The sequence below is a fragment of the Mitsuaria sp. BK041 genome, from assembly GCF_014193085.1.
In the GTDB taxonomy this organism is placed as follows: Bacteria; Pseudomonadota; Gammaproteobacteria; order Burkholderiales; family Burkholderiaceae_C; genus Roseateles.
This window is the reverse complement of sequence record NZ_JACHYT010000002.1, coordinates 763850-780824: the sequence shown is the minus strand read 5'-3', so window position 1 is coordinate 780824 and position 16975 is coordinate 763850. Positions and strand designations below refer to the sequence as shown.

Genomic DNA, 16975 nt, shown 5'->3' with positions numbered 1-16975 from the left:
CATGGCGGCCCTGCTCGAACTGCGCGGCCTGGTCCGCGAATACCCGGCCGGCGAAGGCACCGTCGCCGTCCTGCGCGATGTGGACCTGACGATCGAGGCCGGCGAGATGGTGGCCATCATCGGTCCGTCGGGCTCCGGCAAATCGACGCTGATGAACATCCTCGGCTGCCTGGACCGGCCCACGCGCGGCAGCTACCGCGTCGCGGGCCAGGAGACCGGCGCGATGGGACCGGACGAGCTCGCCCGCCTGCGGCGCGAGCACTTCGGCTTCATCTTCCAGCGCTACCAGCTGCTGGGCGACCTGGACGCGGTCGGCAACGTCGAGATCCCGTCGATCTACGCCGGCGCGGGCACCGCGCATCGGCATGCGCGCGCCCGCTCGCTGCTGGCGCGGCTGGGCCTGGCGGAGCGCCTGCATCACCGGCCCGGCCAGCTGTCCGGCGGCCAGCAGCAGCGGGTGTCGATCGCGCGGGCGCTGATGAACGGCGGCGACGTGATCCTGGCCGACGAACCCACCGGCGCGCTCGACCAGGCCAGCGGGCGCGAGGTCATGACCATCCTCGAGGAACTGCATGCCGACGGCCACACGGTCATCCTGGTGACGCACGACGCGCAGGTGGCGGCGCATGCGCAGCGGGTGATCGAGATCAGCGACGGCGTCATCGTCGCCGACCGGCGCCGGCCGGATGCGGCGCCGCCGGCGGTGCTGGCCAAGCCCGATCCGGCGCCGCCCGGCGCGGCCTGGGCGGCGGTGCTGGGGCGCGTGGCGGAGGCCACCGGCATGGCGCTCAAGGCGATGCTGGCGCACCGCCTGCGCACGCTGCTGACGATGCTGGGGATCATCATCGGCATCGCCTCGGTGGTGTCGGTCGTCGGGCTGGGGCAGGGCACACGCGAGAAGGTGCTGGCCGACATCAGCGCGATGGGCACCAACACCATCGACGTCATGCCGGGCGAGGGTTTCGGCGACCGGCGGGCCGGCGCCATCCGGACGCTGCGGGCCGGCGACGCCGACGCGCTGGCGCAGCTCGACTACGTGGACAGCGTGACGCCGTCGGTCGCCGTGGCCGCGGGGCTGCGCTACCGCAGCGTCGACGTGAGCGCGAGCGTCACCGGCGTCGGCGAGCAGTTCTTCCGCGTGCGCGGCTACACGATGGCGCAGGGCCGGGCCTTCGACGCGGCGGCGGTGCGCGCCCGGGCGCAGGACGCGGTGATCGACGAGAACGCGCGCAAGACGCTGTTCCCGAATGGCGAGCCGGCGCTGGGCGAGGTCATCCTGCTGGGCAACGTGCCGGTGCGCATCGTCGGCGTGACGGCGAAGAAGGCCAGCGCCTTCGGCAACGACGACGCGATCAACGTCTGGGTGCCCTACACGACGGCGATGAGCCGCATGACCGGCCAGGACTACCTGCGCAGCATCACCGTGCGGGTCAGCGACGCGGTGCCCAACGCGGCGGCGGAGCAGGGCATCCGCACCCTGCTGGCGCAGCGCCATGGCGCGACCGACTTCTTCCTGTTCAACACCGACAGCATCCGGCAGACGGTGGAGCAGACGACGGCGACGATCACGCTGCTGATCTCGTCGATCGCGCTGATCTCGCTGCTGGTCGGCGGCATCGGGGTGATGAACATCATGCTGGTGTCGGTGACCGAGCGCACCGGCGAGATCGGCGTGCGCATGGCCGTCGGCGCGCGCCAGAGCGACATCCTGCGCCAGTTCCTGATCGAGGCCGTGCTGGTCTGCCTGATCGGCGGCGGGCTGGGCGTGTCGCTGGCGGTCGGCGCCAGCCTGCTGTTCAACCACTTCGCCGCGGGGATGGGGTTCCGGATGATCGTCTCGATGACGGCGATCGCCGGCGCCTTCGCGGTGTCCTCGCTGATCGGGGTGATCTTCGGTTTCCTGCCCGCGCGCAGCGCCGCGCGGCTGGATCCGGTGGAGGCGCTGGCGCGACCCTGAGAGGGGTTCCCCGGGCTGTCGCGCGACAGCCCCGTCTCCTGACAGGACTTGACGCGCGGCCCATCGAGGGCCGCGTATCGTTTCCGCTCACAGCAACGGGAGACGACATGAGCACTGAACGGATCGATCGGCCGCTGGCCGGCCGCGTGGCCGTGGTGACCGGCGGGAGCCGGGGCGCGGGCCGGGGCATCGCGCTGGAACTGGGCGCCGCCGGCGCGACGGTCTACGTCACCGGCCGCAGCACCCGCGCGGAACCGGCGACGCAATACGGCCGCATCCAGGCGCTGTCGGGCCTGGACCGCATTCCCGGCACCGTCGATGACACCGCCGACGAGCTCACCGCGCTGGGCGGGCGCGGCATCGCCGCCCGCTGCGACCACACCGACGAAGCGCAGGTGCACGCGCTGTTCGAGCGGGTGCAGACAGAGCAGGGCCGGCTGGACCTGCTGGTCAACAACGCGTGGGGCGGCCACGAGGTCTTCAGCGGCGTCTTCGACGCGCCGTTCTGGGAGCGCTCGATGGACGAGTGGGACGCGATGCTGGACCGCGGCGCGCGCAACCACCTGCTGGCCAGCCGCGCCGCGGCGCCGCTGATGATCGCGCGCGGCAGCGGCCTGATCGTCACCACCACCTTCTGGGATCGGGACCGCTTCCTCAAGGGCAACCTGGTCTACGACCTGGCCAAGGCGACGATGACGCGGATGGCGGGCGCGATGGCGCAGGACCTGAAGCCGCATGGCGTGGCGTCGGTGGCGGTGTCGCCGGGCTGGATGCGGACCGAGTTCGTGCTCGCCGGCCATCACACCGACGAGGCGCACTGGCGCGAGCGCCCCGAGCTCGCGGGCACCGAGTCGCCGCGGTATGTCGGCCGCGCGGTCGTCGCGCTGGCCGCGGACCCGGCGGTGATGGCGCGCAGCGGCCGGGTCTGGCGCGTCGGCGACCTGGCCGCCGAGTACGGCTTCACCGACATCGACGGCCGCCGCATTCCGCCCTTCGAGTTGGACGCGGGCTGACAGGGGCATTGCGCTTGCGCGATCATCGCGGCTCGTTCCGTCGAGTCCAGGATCCGCCGCCATGCCCACCTCCAGCGCGCCCTTCGCCCCCTTCTTCCTCGGCACCCGCCTGCCGCTGATCCAGGCGCCGATGGCCGGCGTGCAGGACGCGCGGCTGGCGATCGCGGTCAGCAACGCCGGCGGGCTGGGCTCGCTGCCCGCGGCGATGCTGGCGCCGGATGCCCTGCGCAAGGAACTGCAGGCGCTGCGCGACGGCACCGACAAGCCGTTCAACGTCAACTTCTTCGCCCACACGCCGCCGTCGCCGGACGAGGCCCGCGAGACGCGCTGGCGCGATCGCCTCGGCCCGTATTACGCCGAGTTCGGCATCGATGCCGCGCAGATCCCGGCAGGACCGGGTCGTCAGCCCTTCACCGCGGAGATCGCCGACCTGGTCGAGCCCTTCAAGCCGCCGGTCGTGAGCTTCCATTTCGGCTTGCCGTCGCAGGAACTGGTCGCGCGGGTGAAGGGGTGGGGCAGCCTGGTGCTGGGCAGCGCCACCACCGTCGACGAGGCGCGCTGGCTCGAGGCCCACGGCGTGGACGGCGTGATCGCGCAGGGCTGGGAGGCCGGTGGCCATCGCGGCCATTTCCTCAGCGACGACCTGACGCGCCAGCCCGGCACGATGGCGCTGCTGCCGCAGATCGTGCGCGCGGTGCAGGTGCCGGTCATCGCGGCGGGCGGCATCGCCGAGGCCCGCGGCATCCGCGCCGCGCTGGCGCTGGGGGCGTCGGCGGTGCAGTTGGGCACGGCCTTCCTGCTGTGCGAGGAGGCGACCACCAGCGCCGTCCACCGCGCGGTGCTGCGCGATCCCGCGCATCACCACACGGCGGTCACCAACCTCTTCACCGGCCGTCCGGCGCGCGGCGTCGTCAACCGCGTGATGCGCGAGGTCGGGCCGCTGAACGAAGCGGCGCCGCGTTTCCCGCTGGCCACCGCGAGCATCGCGCCGCTGCGCGCGAAGGCGGAGGCGCAGGGCAGTGGCGACTTCTCGCCGCTGTGGGCGGGACAGAACTTCGCGGCGCTGCGCGAGATCGGCGCCGCCGCGCTGGTGACCGAGCTCAGCGCGGCCTTCTGACCGTCGCCGCGCTCAAGGCAGCGGCGCGCCGCGGGCCGCTTCGTAGAGCGCGTACCACTCGCCGCGGCTGAGTTGCACCCGCAGCGCATCGCCGCAGGCGCGGATGCGATCCGGGTTGGCGCTGCCGATCACGGGCTGGATGCGCGCCGGGTGCTTCATCAGCCAGGCGAGCAGGATGCCTTCGGTGCTGACCTCGTGCCGCAGGGCCAGTTGCCGCACGAGCGCGCGTGCCGCTTCGTCGGCGGGGTCCTGCGCGGTGTCGCCGCTGAAGCGGCCGCGGGCCAGCGCGCTCCAGGCCTGCAGCTGGATGCCGTGCTGCTGGCAATGCTCCATCGTGCCGGCCCAGGCCAGCGCGCCGGGGCGGCTGCCAGCCTGGCGGTCGTTGAAACAGGTGGCCGCGTCCAGCGGCTCCAGGTGGCCCAGGCCGAGTTCGAGTTGGTTGACGACCAGCGGTTGCGCCAGCGCGTGACCCAGCCAGGCCATCTGGCCGCCGTTCATGTTGGACACGCCGAAATGCGCGACCTTGCCCGCCGCGCGCAGGCGCTGGAAGGCCTCGGCGATCTCGTCGGGCTGCATCAGCGGATCGGGGCGGTGCAGCAGCAGGATGTCCAGGCGCTCGGTGCCCAGGCGCTGCAGGCTCGCCTCGACCGCCTCGACGATGTAGCCGCCGGACAGGTCGTAGCGCTTGGGGCCCTCGTCGTCGGCGAAGCGGATGCCGCACTTGCTCTGCAGCACGAGGCGGTCGCGCAGCGAAGGCTGGCGCTTGAACAGCGCGCCGAAGACCGACTCGGCCTTGCCGAAGGTGTAGATGTCGGCGTGGTCGAACAGGGTGACGCCGATCTCCATCGCCGCCTCGACGGCGGCCTGCGCATGGTCGACATCCGCGTCGCTCCACGGCTGCCGGTCCCAGCCGCCGCCCAGGCCCATGCAGCCGTAGGCGAGCGGGCTGGCGGTCGGGAGGTGCTGCTGCAGCGGAAGGGCGGGGATCACGGAGCTCATGGGGGGGAAGATAGCGGGGCGGCTTCGGTCTAGCGTCAATCAGCACCTGCCAGAAAGGCAGGCGCAGCCAAAAAGTGTTGTGACGAGTCCGAGTGCTACTCGGTGGCACGGCTCGCTCAAAGTTTTATGGGTGGCTTAGCACTGTCTTGATTCGTTCAAGCTGCGTCTTGTGCCGGCGCGGGCGGGTAAAGCGAATTCGACAGGAATAGCAACTCATTCGCGCGTCGTTTCGTCTGTGCGTAATAGATCAAGCTGTTTCTGTACTGGGGGAACCCCGCATACAGAGCTTCAATCTCCGGCGCGTCATCGTAGGTCACCATCCATGGACGCTTTAGGCCGGACACCACCTTAGCCAGTCGCTCATGGTCGCGCGCTTGGTAATAGTTCAAGTAGAGAGCTTTTCCCTGAGTGAAATACGGAGGATCTAGGTTGATCAACGAACGGGTGGGAAGTGATTTGTCCCAGCGGCGAATGCAAGCAATTGCGTCGAGTCGCGAGAGTCGAATTACACTCCGATAATTGGCAATTCGTTGAATCTTTCGAATCAGCTCGGCGGCGTTGTAGCGACAGCCGATCTTGTAGTTGCCATCCTGCTTGAGTCCGCCAATGACCCCTCCTTTCAGGATTCCAGAACGATTGGTTCGATTCAGGAAAAGCGTCGCGAAGCCAAGTTCCAAGGGGGACTGCGAGCCCTTGGAAAGGATGTCGCGCTGCTCGTGCCATACCGGCAATGTGACTGGTGTGGTTTGGATGAGCTCACACAAGTCATCGCAATGGTTCAGAACGCAAAACCAGAATGCGTGGATCGCCGGGTCCAAGTCATTGATCCACACCTCTGATACATGGCCATTCAGTAGCAGATGCCAAGCGATGCCCGCTCCTCCCGCGAACGGCTCGGCATAGATGCCCTTGTACAAGTCGTTTGCCTGCATCAGGCCTACAACGAAGGGCCAGAGTTGAGTTTTTCCGCCCGGGTAACGCAGAGGTGAATTGGTGATCGGCATGTCGTCAGGAAATGCGGTGCTTTTCGCGGGAGGCAACGCTTGGCGGGACTGCAATCACAATGAGTCGAGCATGAATCGAAGGGCGGGCAGCCAAGTGTCAGCGTGGCTCACGAGATCGCGTTGTGTGGGGAAGTGCCCCCCATGCACGGCTGATCCCAAGCTAGTCAGGTTGTACGGAGTTGCGTCGTTAGCCCCCGCATTATTGACGACAGTAACGACCGGACGCGGTGCGTTCAAGCGCGTCAGTTCTTCGGTACAAAGCTGTGTTAGGCGGCGGTCGGAGAGATTCGGACCGTGTCTGCCGCGTGCCGTGAGGAACAGCACCATGATTCGTTCTACAAAGGCTCGCAGAAGGTAATTGGCCGCAAACTCGTGATGCTCAATGTTGAGGTGGAGCATCTCGGTCCTCAATCTCAGCAGCGCACTGTCGCTGGTTTCGACTACAAAGGAACTGGTAATCAGCCTTTGACGCAGCGAGGGATTGTTCGCGCTTCTCCGGCGGGTAGATCGACCTCCGGCCTCCACCAGCGGAGGCGGGGACGGAGCTGCAAGGGCAGTTGTGGGTGCTACTCCGGCGGAAGCTAACTGCCGGGCGTATGCCGTCCGGTCGTCTGAGTCAGCACGCGAATGAACCAATGGCCGGATGCCGTCCTGACGAGGCAAGCTGTCGAGCACGAAGCGAGCCAGGGCCGCGTCTACTTCGTCTGCGTCGTGCGTGTAGATCAGTCGGGAGCGGTCTCCTAGCCCTAATAGAGTTCGAACCGAGGGCGTCCCTAAGTAACGAGTGATCGTCGTGAGGCTCACTTGGTCACGCTGCTCTGGTGAGACAAGTCCACGCACTGTCAAACGATCGAGAACGGCGAGAGCCAAGAGATTGGGCTGCGCCGCTGCTCGAGACGGGCGCGTCTCACCGGGGCTTCGACGAGCGAGGGCGGCCGCCTGTTGTGAAGGGGTCCAGCCTCTGGTGCCGATGCCACCCTGTTCTCCCATGTGTCTCAGATCGATCCATTGGTCAGCTGCTGATTGATCTGGAAACTCATATACGTGCACTTCTCGCGGCGCATTGCCTTGTTCGGCTAGCGCTTGCACTTGCCGCCGAATCGCGGGCGTAGGAGCTCGGTTGGGATCGGCGAGGAGGATGAGCGCACACGTACGGCGATTTCCTTCTAACGCGATGTAGTGCCCTGGGTTGCCTGCCATTGGTATAACGCCAATGACGTCTAAGGGACTCAATTCGCCGCGCAGAGCGATGTCTCGTGCCAAGACATCGACGTACTCGTGGTTGAAGAGCTGCTGAATTATTGCAGGCTCGTCATCCAGCGGCTCATGGCGCGGATTCAGACTATTGAGATGAAGTCTAGTGACGTCAATGGTGCGATAGCGTCCCTCGCCATTGGTCTGAGACGCGCGCGGGCGGATTCTTCGCGCCCCTAAGTTGGTAGCCATACATTCTCTCCCTGCAAGCCCTGCTCCCCTCGGAACAAGGGTCCCACCAATAGGATCACTACGTTGGCGCCCCATTGAGATTCAGAACAGCGATCACTGTAAGCGAACGAAACCGGAATGCTGACTAGGGACAGTGCTCATATTGGCGGCCCGGTGCACACGTGTTGAGCGGATTGGCGCTTCGTTCGTATCCATGATCGCCCGACGCTCATAAGCGCTAGCCTCTTAGCTGCGCGTCGCCGAAGCGGTACTAAGAAGCACTTGGTCATCCTCGACCAGATCGGAAAGAGATCGTTCTGGCTAGCAAAGCTTCACGCGAACCGCCTTGTGGCTTGTACGCCCACGGAGGCGAATGGTAGGGACCAGTCACAATCTGCGATTCCGCCCATGACAGCCGACCGGTCCGCCCCCATCGCCTTCGCCGAGCGCGCGCTTGCCGCGCGTGCTGCGTCCATCACGCCTGCCGCGTTCTTGCGACGCGCGTTCGCGGCGATGGCCATGCTGTTGGCGGCCGCCTTGATCCCGGCGACGGCGGCACCGGTTGCGGCGGCGCGTGGCGCGAGCGCGCCGGCCGGCGCCGCCAGCGCGATCACCCCCGGCGACCTGGCGGATCCGGTCCGCGAGGTGAGCCAGTACAAGGTCGACCTCTGGCAGACCGAGCAGGGCCTGCCGCTCAACACCGTCCAGGCGCTGCTGCAATCGCGCGACGGCGGCCTGTGGATCGGCACCGCCGGCGGCCTGGCCCGTTTCGACGGCCGGCGCTTCATCAGCTTCGACGCCGCGCAGGCGCCCGACGTCGCCTCGCAGCCCGTCTTCGCGCTGCTGGAGGACCGCCAGGGCCGGTTGTGGATCGGGCATCCCGGCGGCGTCACGGTCTACGCGCAGGGGCGCTTCAGCGCGGCGATCTCGAAGGCACAGGCCGGCGGCCGGCGGATCTGGTCGCTCGCCGAAGACAAGTCCGGCGCGATCTGGGCCGCCGGCGACGGCGCGCTGGTCCGCTGGAAGGACGGCGCGGTCAAGACCTTCGGCGCCGCCGATGGCCTGCCCGCCGCGCGGCTGCGCACCGTCGTCTTCGACACGGCGGGCACGCTCTGGATCGCGACCACCGGCGCCGGCCTGTTCGCGATGACGACGGACGGCAAGTTCCACGTCTTCGACGCGTCGACCGGCTTCCCGCATCCGCAGGTGCGCTTCGTGCTGCCGGATCCGGCCGGCGGCGTCTGGGCCGCGACCGCTGGCGGCGGGCTGGTGCGCCTGCATGCGGTCGACCGCCCGGACATGCGCGTCTACACCACCGCCGACGGCCTGCCCAGCGACCACCTCACCGCGCTGGCCCGCGACCTCCGCGGCGACCTGTGGATCGGCAGCTGGGGCGCCGGCGTCAGCCGCCTCCATGACGGACGCTTCAGCACGATCTCCGCCGGGCCGGGGCCGGCCGGCGGGCTCGCTGGCGGCCAGGTCTGGTCGCTGATGGCGGACCGCGAGGGCAGCATTTGGGTCGGCACCTGGGTCGACGGCCTGAACCGGCTGCGCAACCGCGCCTTCACCGCGATCGGCACGCCGGAGGGCCTGAGCCACGACAACGTCCGCTCCGTCGTCGCCGCGCGCGACGGCGCGATCTGGGCCGCGACCGCCGGCGGCGGCATCAACCGCCTGCGGGACGGCCGCATCACGACGTTGCGCCAGGCCGACGGCCTACCCACCGACGAGGTCTCGACCATGCACGAGGCGCGCGACGGCACGCTGTGGATCGGCACCTACACCGCCGGCGTCGCGCGGCGGCTGCCCGACGGCCGCATCGAGCGCTTCGGCCCGGACAGCGGCCTGCCCGGCGTCGAGGTGCGCGCCCTCTACGAGGACCGCGACGGCACCGTGTGGGTCGGCACGCGCTCGGCGCTGGCGCGCTTCAACGGCCGCGGCTTCGAGCAGGTCCGCGCGCCCGGACTGCCCGACGAGGGCGTCGCCGCGATCCTGCAGGACCGCGCCGGCACGCTCTGGTTCGGCACCACCGGCCAGGGCCTGGTGCGCTGGCGCGACGGCAAGGCGCGGCACTTCAGCACCGCCGACGGCCTGCTGTCCGACTGGGTCATCGCGCTCACGGAGGACGCGCGCGGCGCGCTCTGGATCGGCACGAACGGCGAGGGCATCAACCGCCTCAAGGACGGGAAGATCGGCGCGGTGCGCCCGGCCGACGGCCTGTGGGACGGGCTGTCGCAGGTGCTCCTGGAGGACCGCGCCGGCAACTTCTGGATCACCTGCAACCGCGGTTTCTACCGCGTCGCCCGCGACGACCTGGACGGCCTGATCGACGGCCGGCTCAAGCAGGTCCGCTCGCTCGGCTTCGGCCCGGGCGACGCGCTGCGCGCCACCAGCTTCGCCGGCAACCTGCAGGCCGCCGGCGCGATCGACGCGGCCGGACGCGCCTGGCTGCCCTCGTCGTCGGGGCTGGTCGTCGTGGATCCGGCGCGCCTGCCCGGTGGCGGCGAGCCCCCGGCCGTGCGCATCGAGCAGATCAAGGTCGACGGCGCGCCGGTGCCGCTGGACGGCCGCCCGCTGGACCTGCCTCCCGGGCCGGTGGCGCTGTCGGTGAGCCTGGCCGCCTCCACGCTGCGCGAGGCCGACCGGGTGCGCTTCCGCTTCTGGATGGAAGGCCTGTCGCGCGGCTGGACCGACGTGGGCCAGGACCGCGAACTGACCTTCCCCGCGCTGTCGCACGGCGAGTACCGGCTGCGGCTGGCCGCCTCGGCGGATGGCCAGCGCTGGCGCGAGGCGCAGGCGCCGCTGCCCGTCACCGTGCGGCCGCGCTTCCACGAGACCGGCTGGTTCCATCTTCTGGTCGGCCTGGCGGCGATCGGCGGCTTCGCCGGCGCCGTGATGCTGCGGATGCGCCAGCTGCGCCGCCGCCAGGTCGAGATGGAACGCCTGGTGGCCCAGCGCACCGAGGAACTGCGCCAGGCCAATGAGCATCTGAAGCAGCTGTCCTTCCTCGACGCCGTCACCGGCCTGCCCAACCGCCGCCGCTTCAACGAGGCGGCCGACGAGGAATGGCGCCGCGCGCGCCGCGCCGGCACCTCCCTGGCGCTGGTGCTGGCGGATGTCGACGCCTTCAAGCCCTACAACGACCAGCTGGGCCACCTCAAGGGCGACGAGTGCCTGGCGGCGGTCGGCGCGGTGCTGGGGGCCTCGATCGGGCGGGCGGGCGACCTCGCGGCGCGTTATGGCGGCGAGGAATTCGTCGTGCTGCTGCCCGGCGCCGACCGCGACGCGGCGCAGCGGGTGGCCGAGCACATCCGCGCCGCCATCGAGTCGCTGGCGATCGCGCACCCGGCCTCGCCGGTGGGGCCGGTGATCACCGTCAGCCTGGGCGTCGCCGCCTGCGTGCCGGACGACGAGCGTGGGCTGGAGAGCCTCATCGCCGAGGCCGACGACGCGCTCTACGCCGCCAAGCGCGACGGGCGCAACTGCGTGCGCTGAGGCGTCCGCGGGGGCGGCGCCGGGGCAACGACTGGCGCCCGGGCCGGCGCGTCGACAGCCGATGCGTCCTCTGCCAGGGGGATGCGGCCCTGTTCGGCCGCAAGGATTTCATTCCCGTGAAGCGAGCAAGGGTGTACAACCACGGACACCGCGTCACCCGTGTCCGTGCGCGCCTCCCCTCGCGCCCGTCGACCCGGCATCCCAGCGTCCGTCCGACCGTTGCCGACCATGACGACCACGCCTTCCGTCCGCCAGCACAGAGGCCGCACCTATGTTCTCGACGCGCTCGGGCAGGGCGCCGGGCCTTGGCGGGGACGCTTCGTCGTCAAGGGCGAAGAGGACGGCCGGCCGGGCGTCACCGCCTGGCATGAGCTGGAGGACGAATTTCCGTCCCCCGACGAGGCCGTCGCCCACGCCGACCGGGTGGCCTGCCAGTACATCGCCACCTTTGCGGAACAAGCGTGAGCAAACACGCGAGTCGCCCACACCGCCAAGCCGCGTGCCCGGCCCCGATTCGGCGCGTGCGGCGCCTGTGGCGCGGGCATGCACGCCGCGCCGGCCCTTCCTGACGAATCGAAGCGCGCAATGACGCGGGCCGCCGGCCCGTGGGCATCCTGCTTGCCCACGCCGCTCCGCCCATGGGTCCGGGGCCGGTTCATCCGGTCGCTTGCCGGCCCGCGCATTGCCCCGTCCAGGACTGACCGTGGGCTTTCAGGGAGAAAAGAACATGCCGACGTTGTCCAACTTCAAGATCGGAACGCGGCTGGCCGCCGCGTTCGCGATCGTGATCGCCTTGCTGCTGCTGGTGCTGGCCGTCGCCGTTTCGGTGCTCAATCGCACCAGCGGCACCATGGACCGGGTGGTCGATGACCGCTACGCCCAGATCGCCGTGAGCGACGACATCAAGAATGTCGGCGACCGCGGCGTGATAGTGATCGGCCGGCTGCTGATGGCCACCGATCCCGCGCAGGCCAAGCGCTACATGGACGAGTACGCCCTCGTCCGCGCCGCCAACACCGAGAACTTCGCGCGCTTCGAGAAGATGCTCAACACCGACGAGGCCAAGGCGATCTTCGCCGAGCAGTCGGAGGCCCGCAAAGCCTACGGGGCGGCGGTGCGCAAGCTCTTCGACCTGATCGCCGCGGGCCAGCGCGAGGAGGCCATGGCCGTCTACCAGGGCGACATGGCGCAGCTGCAGGTGCGCTATTACGCGCTGATCGACAAGATGGTCGAGTACCAGTCCAAGGCCATGGCCGACGACGTCGCCCGGGCCAAGGCGGACGCGCAGCGCTCCAAGCTCTGGATGAGCGTGGTGGCCGCGATCGCCGTGCTGCTGGGCGTGGTCACCGCCTACAGCATCACCCGCTCGATCACGCAGCGCATCCACGGCGCCATCGCGCTGGCGGAGGACGTCGCCAAGGGCGATCTCACGCCCCGCGAGCTGCCGCAGAGCAGCGACGAGATCGGCCGCCTGATCGCCGCGCTGCAGCACATGGTGCGCAGCCTGCACCGGATCGTCTCCGAGGTGCGACAGGGCGCGGACACGATCTCGGCCGCCGCCCGCGAGGTGGCGCAGGGCAACGCCGACCTGTCGGCGCGCACCGAGGCCCAGGCCAGCGCGCTGCAGCAGACGGCGTCCGCGATGGAGCAGCTCACCGCCGCGGTGCGCATGAGCGCCGACAACGCCGACCAGGCCAATGCCAGCGCCGCGTCCGCGTCGCAGGTGGCGAGCGCGGGCGGCAAGGCGGTGGGCGAGGTGGTCGCGACGATGAGCTCGATCTCCGCGTCCTCGCAGCGCATCGGCGAGATCATCGGCACGATCGACGGCATCGCCTTCCAGACCAACATCCTGGCGCTGAACGCCGCGGTCGAGGCCGCCCGGGCCGGCGAGCACGGCCGCGGCTTCGCCGTCGTCGCCTCGGAGGTCCGGGCGCTGGCGCAGCGCTCGGCCGGTGCCGCGCGCGAGATCAAGGACCTGATCGTCGCGTCCACCGAGCAGGTCGGCGCCGGCAGCCGGCTGGTCGAGCAGGCCGGCGCCACCATGACCCAGGTCGTCACCGGCATCCAGCAGGTCAGCGGCGTCGTCGCCGAGATCAGCGCCTCCAGCCGCGAGCAGAGCATGGGCATCGAGCAGGTCAACATGGCCATCATGCAGATGGACGACACCACGCAGAAGAACGCGGCGATGGTCGAGCAGAGCACCGCCTCGGCCAAGGCGCTGGAGGACGAGGCCGCCCATCTGAACAACGCGGTCCGCGCCTTCGTGCTGTAGCGCCGGCGCGCCCCGTGCCCGCGGCGCTGTCATCGCCGCGCCGTCTTCGTCGACTCACCAGGGAGCGACCCGCATGAACGACAGGATCCAGGAGGGCGCGACGGCGCCCGCATCCCTTTCCCCCGCACCGTCCGCTTCGTCGCCGGTCTCGCCGCCCGCCTCGGCGCGCTGGCGCCCCGAGGTGCTGGCCTTCATCGAAGCGCACCGCCGCGACGGCCACCGCAGCGCGCGGCTCGACCCGCTGGGCGTGTCGCGGCCCGCCGATCCGGGGCTGCTCGATCCGCAGTGCTTCGGTCTGCAGCCCGGCGAATGGCTGTCGCCGGCCGGCGCGCCGCTGTGGAGCGCGCGCACCGTCGGCGACCTGGACCGCGCGCTCAAGGCCATCTACTGCGGCGGCCTGGCCCTGGACGCCAGCGCGGTGCGCGACGCGTCGCGGCGAGACTGGCTGCATCACGAGATGGAGGCCTCGCCGCCGGTGCCGGGCGGCGCGGCGGAGCGGCTCGCGCTGCTCGACCGGCTGATCCGCGCGCAGGGCTGGGAGGAGCATGTCGCCCAGGCCTTCCCGCATGCGAAGCGCTTCTCGCTGGAAGGCAACGAGACGCTGATTCCGCTGCTGGACGCGCTCTGCGCCGAGGCGGCCGGCCACGGCGTGCGGCGGATCTTCCTGGGCATGCCGCACCGCGGGCGGGTCAACGTGCTGGTCAACCTGATGGGTTTCCCGCCGGCGCAGGTGCTGGACCACTTCGATCCGAAGTCGCCGCATCCGGAGCGCCACACCGACCTGGTCTATCACCTGGGCGGCGAGCGCGAGCTGGACACGCCGCGCGGCCGCCTGACGCTGACGCTGGCGCACAACCCGTCCCACCTGCAGAGCGTGCATCCGGTGCTGACCGGCCTGGCGCGCGCCTGCCAGGACGCGCTCAGCCGCGAGCGCGCCGACCAGGACGGCCGGCGCCTGGTGTTGCCGCTGATGCTGCATGGCGACGCCGCCTTCGCGGGGCAGGGCGTGGTGATGGAGACGCTGATGCTGGGCGGCAAGCCGGGCTACACGGTCGGCGGCACGGTGCACGTGATCATCAACAACCAGGTCGGCTTCACCGAGCCCAACCCGATGAGCGCCTGGCCCGCGCAGTACTGCACCGACGTCACCCGCATGATCGACGCGCCGGTCCTGCGCGTGAACGCGGACGAGCCCGAGCAGGCGCTGCGGGCCGCCGCGATCGCGATGGCCTGGCGCGCGCGCTTCGGCTCCGACATCGTCATCGACCTGATCGGCTACCGCCGGCTCGGCCATTCGGAAAGCGACGTGCCGGCGCTGACGCGACCGCGCATCCATGCGCTGACGCAGTCGCACCCGACCATCGTCGATCGCTACGCCGCGGCGCTGCGCGCTGACCGCGTGGTGCCGCCCGACACCGACCTGGCCTCGCACGTGACGCGTAGCCGGGTGCGGGCCCACCAGGCCTTCTCCGATCCCGCGCTGCCGGCCGAGGACGAGACGCCGTCGCCGCTGCGCCGGCCGGGCGCGGTGCCGGCCCTGGACGCGGCCGGCGTGCAGGCGCTGATCGACCCGATGACGACGCTGCCCGACGGCTTCGAGCCGCATGCGATGGTGCGCACGCTGGTCGACCACTGGCGCCGCATGGCCGGGCTGGCCGAGCCGCCGCTGCGGGCCGACTGGTGCTTCGCCGAGAACCTGGCCTACGCCACCATCCTGCGCGGCGGACTGAACGTGCGGGTCTCCGGCATGGATGTGCGCCGCGGCACCTTCCTGCACCGCCAGGCGGTCTGGACCTCGCAGGAGGCTGGCGGCGCGGGCGGCGCGCGCGACGGCACGGCCGCGGAGTTCGTGCCGCTGCGCCAGGTGGCGGCCGGCGACGGCCCCAGCGGCCGCTTCGACATCCACAACTCGCCGCTGTCCGAGGAGGCGGTGCTGGGCTTCGAGTACGGCTACAGCGTCGGCGCCGCACGCACGCTGACGGTGTGGGAAGCGCAGTTCGGCGACTTCGTCAACGGCGCGCAGGTCTTCGTCGACCAGTACATCAGCTCGGGCGAGGAGAAGTGGGGCGACACCTCCTCGCTGGCGGTGCTGCTGCCGCATGGCAACGAGGGCATCGGGCCGGACCACTCGAGCGGCTACCTGAGCCGCTTCCTGCAGCTGTGCGGCGAGGACAACCTGCGCGTGGCCTGCCCGTCGACGGCGGCGCAGTGGTTCCACCTGCTGCGCCGGCAGGCCTTCGACACGCTGCGCAAGCCGCTGATCGTGATGACGCCCAAGGGCACGCTCTATTGGGAGAAGGCGTCGCACGCCGGGATCGAGGAACTCACCGGGGGCAGCTTCCAGACGGTCATCGACGACACGACGGTCGAGGACCCGCGCCAGGTCGAGCGCCTGCTGCTGTGCAGCGGCAAGGTCTATTACGACCTGGACCGCGGGCGGCGTTCGGTCGCGCGGGCGGACCTGGCGGTGGCGCGGATCGAGCAGTTCTATCCGTTCCCGGCGCAGGCGCTGGAGGCCTTGCTGGCGCGGTATCCGGCGCTGGTGGAAATCACCTGGGTGCAGGAGGAGCACCGGCAGCAGGGCGCCTGGTCCTTCATCCGCGAGCAGATGGATGAGCTGCTGCCGCCGCATGCGCGGCTGCGCTGCGTGGCGCGGCGGCCGAACGGCTCGGGCGCCACCTCCTCGCATGCCATCCATCAGCTGGAGCAGGTGGAACTGGTCGCCCGCGCGCTCGGCGAAGCCTAGGCGCGCCGCGCCCGCGACCGGCGCGCTTCAGCGCAGGCGCTTGATCAGGCTGGAGGTGTCGAGGCGGCCGCCGCCCTCGGCCTGCACGTCGGCATAGAACTGGTCCACCAGGGCGGTCAGCGGCAGGCGCGCACCGTTGCGGCGCGCCTCGTCGAGCACCAGCCCGAGGTCCTTGCGCATCCAGTCCACGGCGAAGCCGAAGTCGAACTTGTCCTCGACCATGGTCTTGCCGCGGTTGTCCATCTGCCAGCTCTGGGCGGCGCCCTTGCCGATGACCTCGAGCACCAGCGGCATCGGCAGGCCGCTCTTCTGGCCGAAGGCGATCGCCTCGGACAGGCCCTGGACGATGCCGGCGATGCAGATCTGGTTGACCATCTTCGCGAGCTGCCCGGCGCCGGCCTCGCCCACGCGGGTCACGGCCTTGGCGAAGTGCATCGCGACCGGCTGGATGCGTCCGAAGACGGCCTCGTCACCGCCGCACATGACGGTCAGCGCGCCGTTCACCGCGCCGGCCTGGCCGCCGGAGACCGGGGCGTCGATGAAGTGCAGGCCCTGTCGCATCGCTTCGGCCGCGAGCTCGCGGGCGACTTCGGCCGAGGCGGTGGTGTGGTCGACGAGGACCGCGCCGGGCTTCATGCCGGCGAAGGCGCCGTCGGCGCCCAGCACGACGGAGCGCAGGTCGGCGTCGTTGCCGACGCAGCAGAAGACGATGTCGGCGCCCTGGGCCGCCTCACGCGGCGTCGCGGCCGACTGCCCGCCGAACTCGGCGACCCAGGCCTGTGCCTTGGCGGGCGTCCGGTTGTAGGCGACGACCCCATGCCCGGCCTTGGCGAGATGGCCCGCCATCGGGAAGCCCATGACGCCGAGGCCGAGGAAGGCGACGCGCAGGGGAGGGAGGGAGTCGTAGGAACGCTGGCCGATGCTGCTCATGGAGGAACCTGTCGGTG

At 70.3% G+C, this 16975-nt stretch carries 11 protein-coding genes; 7 read left to right on the top strand and 4 right to left on the bottom strand.

Annotated elements, in window-relative coordinates; translation table 11 throughout:
- Position 1: 1 nt before the first annotated feature.
- The 3 genes from FHT38_RS19330 to FHT38_RS19320 all read left to right on the top strand — a co-directional run bounded on the left by FHT38_RS19330 (position 2) and on the right by FHT38_RS19320 (position 4087).
- Positions 2-1957 (top strand): MacB family efflux pump subunit, encoded by a 1956-nt coding sequence (locus FHT38_RS19330; protein WP_183482605.1) that lies wholly within the window; start codon positions 2-4, stop codon positions 1955-1957.
- A gap of 107 nt (positions 1958-2064) precedes the next feature.
- The gene (locus FHT38_RS19325; protein ID WP_183492927.1) at positions 2065-2970 is read left to right on the top strand and encodes an SDR family NAD(P)-dependent oxidoreductase; all 906 of its coding nucleotides are present in this window, start codon (positions 2065-2067) and stop codon (positions 2968-2970) included.
- Positions 2971-3031: 61 nt separating this feature from the next.
- A complete protein-coding gene (locus FHT38_RS19320; RefSeq protein ID WP_183492926.1) occupies positions 3032-4087 on the top strand; it encodes a nitronate monooxygenase family protein in 1056 nt (351 codons plus the stop codon).
- 12 nt (positions 4088-4099) lie between these two features.
- On the opposite strand, the gene FHT38_RS19315 is transcribed toward FHT38_RS19320, so the two are convergent.
- The 3 genes from FHT38_RS19315 to FHT38_RS19305 all read right to left on the bottom strand — a co-directional run bounded on the left by FHT38_RS19315 (position 4100) and on the right by FHT38_RS19305 (position 7536).
- Entirely contained in the window at positions 4100-5086 is a 987-nt protein-coding gene (locus FHT38_RS19315) for an aldo/keto reductase family oxidoreductase (RefSeq protein ID WP_183492925.1), read from the bottom strand.
- Between the two features lie 155 nt (positions 5087-5241).
- Entirely contained in the window at positions 5242-6090 is an 849-nt protein-coding gene (locus tag FHT38_RS19310) for a DNA adenine methylase (RefSeq protein WP_183492924.1), read from the bottom strand.
- A 54-nt stretch (positions 6091-6144) separates the two neighbouring features.
- The gene (locus FHT38_RS19305; RefSeq protein WP_221213856.1) at positions 6145-7536 is read right to left on the bottom strand and encodes a hypothetical protein; all 1392 of its coding nucleotides are present in this window, start codon (positions 7534-7536) and stop codon (positions 6145-6147) included.
- Positions 7537-7923: 387 nt separating this feature from the next.
- Here FHT38_RS19305 and FHT38_RS19300 point away from each other — a divergent pair, with 387 nt between their 5' ends.
- The 4 genes from FHT38_RS19300 to FHT38_RS19285 all read left to right on the top strand — a co-directional run bounded on the left by FHT38_RS19300 (position 7924) and on the right by FHT38_RS19285 (position 16028).
- Entirely contained in the window at positions 7924-11010 is a 3087-nt protein-coding gene (locus tag FHT38_RS19300; RefSeq protein ID WP_183492923.1) for a two-component regulator propeller domain-containing protein, read from the top strand.
- Between the two features lie 228 nt (positions 11011-11238).
- Positions 11239-11475: a hypothetical protein gene (locus tag FHT38_RS19295; RefSeq protein WP_183482594.1), complete on the top strand. Its 237-nt coding sequence runs from the start codon at positions 11239-11241 to the stop codon at positions 11473-11475.
- Positions 11476-11737: 262 nt separating this feature from the next.
- Positions 11738-13282 (top strand): methyl-accepting chemotaxis protein, encoded by a 1545-nt coding sequence (locus FHT38_RS25700; RefSeq protein ID WP_183482592.1) that lies wholly within the window; start codon positions 11738-11740, stop codon positions 13280-13282.
- Between the two features lie 73 nt (positions 13283-13355).
- Complete coding sequence (locus FHT38_RS19285; RefSeq protein ID WP_183492922.1) at positions 13356-16028, top strand: 2-oxoglutarate dehydrogenase E1 component; 2673 nt, start codon at positions 13356-13358, stop codon at positions 16026-16028.
- A gap of 27 nt (positions 16029-16055) precedes the next feature.
- Here FHT38_RS19285 and FHT38_RS19280 read toward each other — a convergent pair whose 3' ends face one another.
- Entirely contained in the window at positions 16056-16958 is a 903-nt protein-coding gene (locus FHT38_RS19280) for an NAD(P)-dependent oxidoreductase (RefSeq protein ID WP_183492921.1), read from the bottom strand.
- Positions 16959-16975 lie beyond the last annotated feature (17 nt).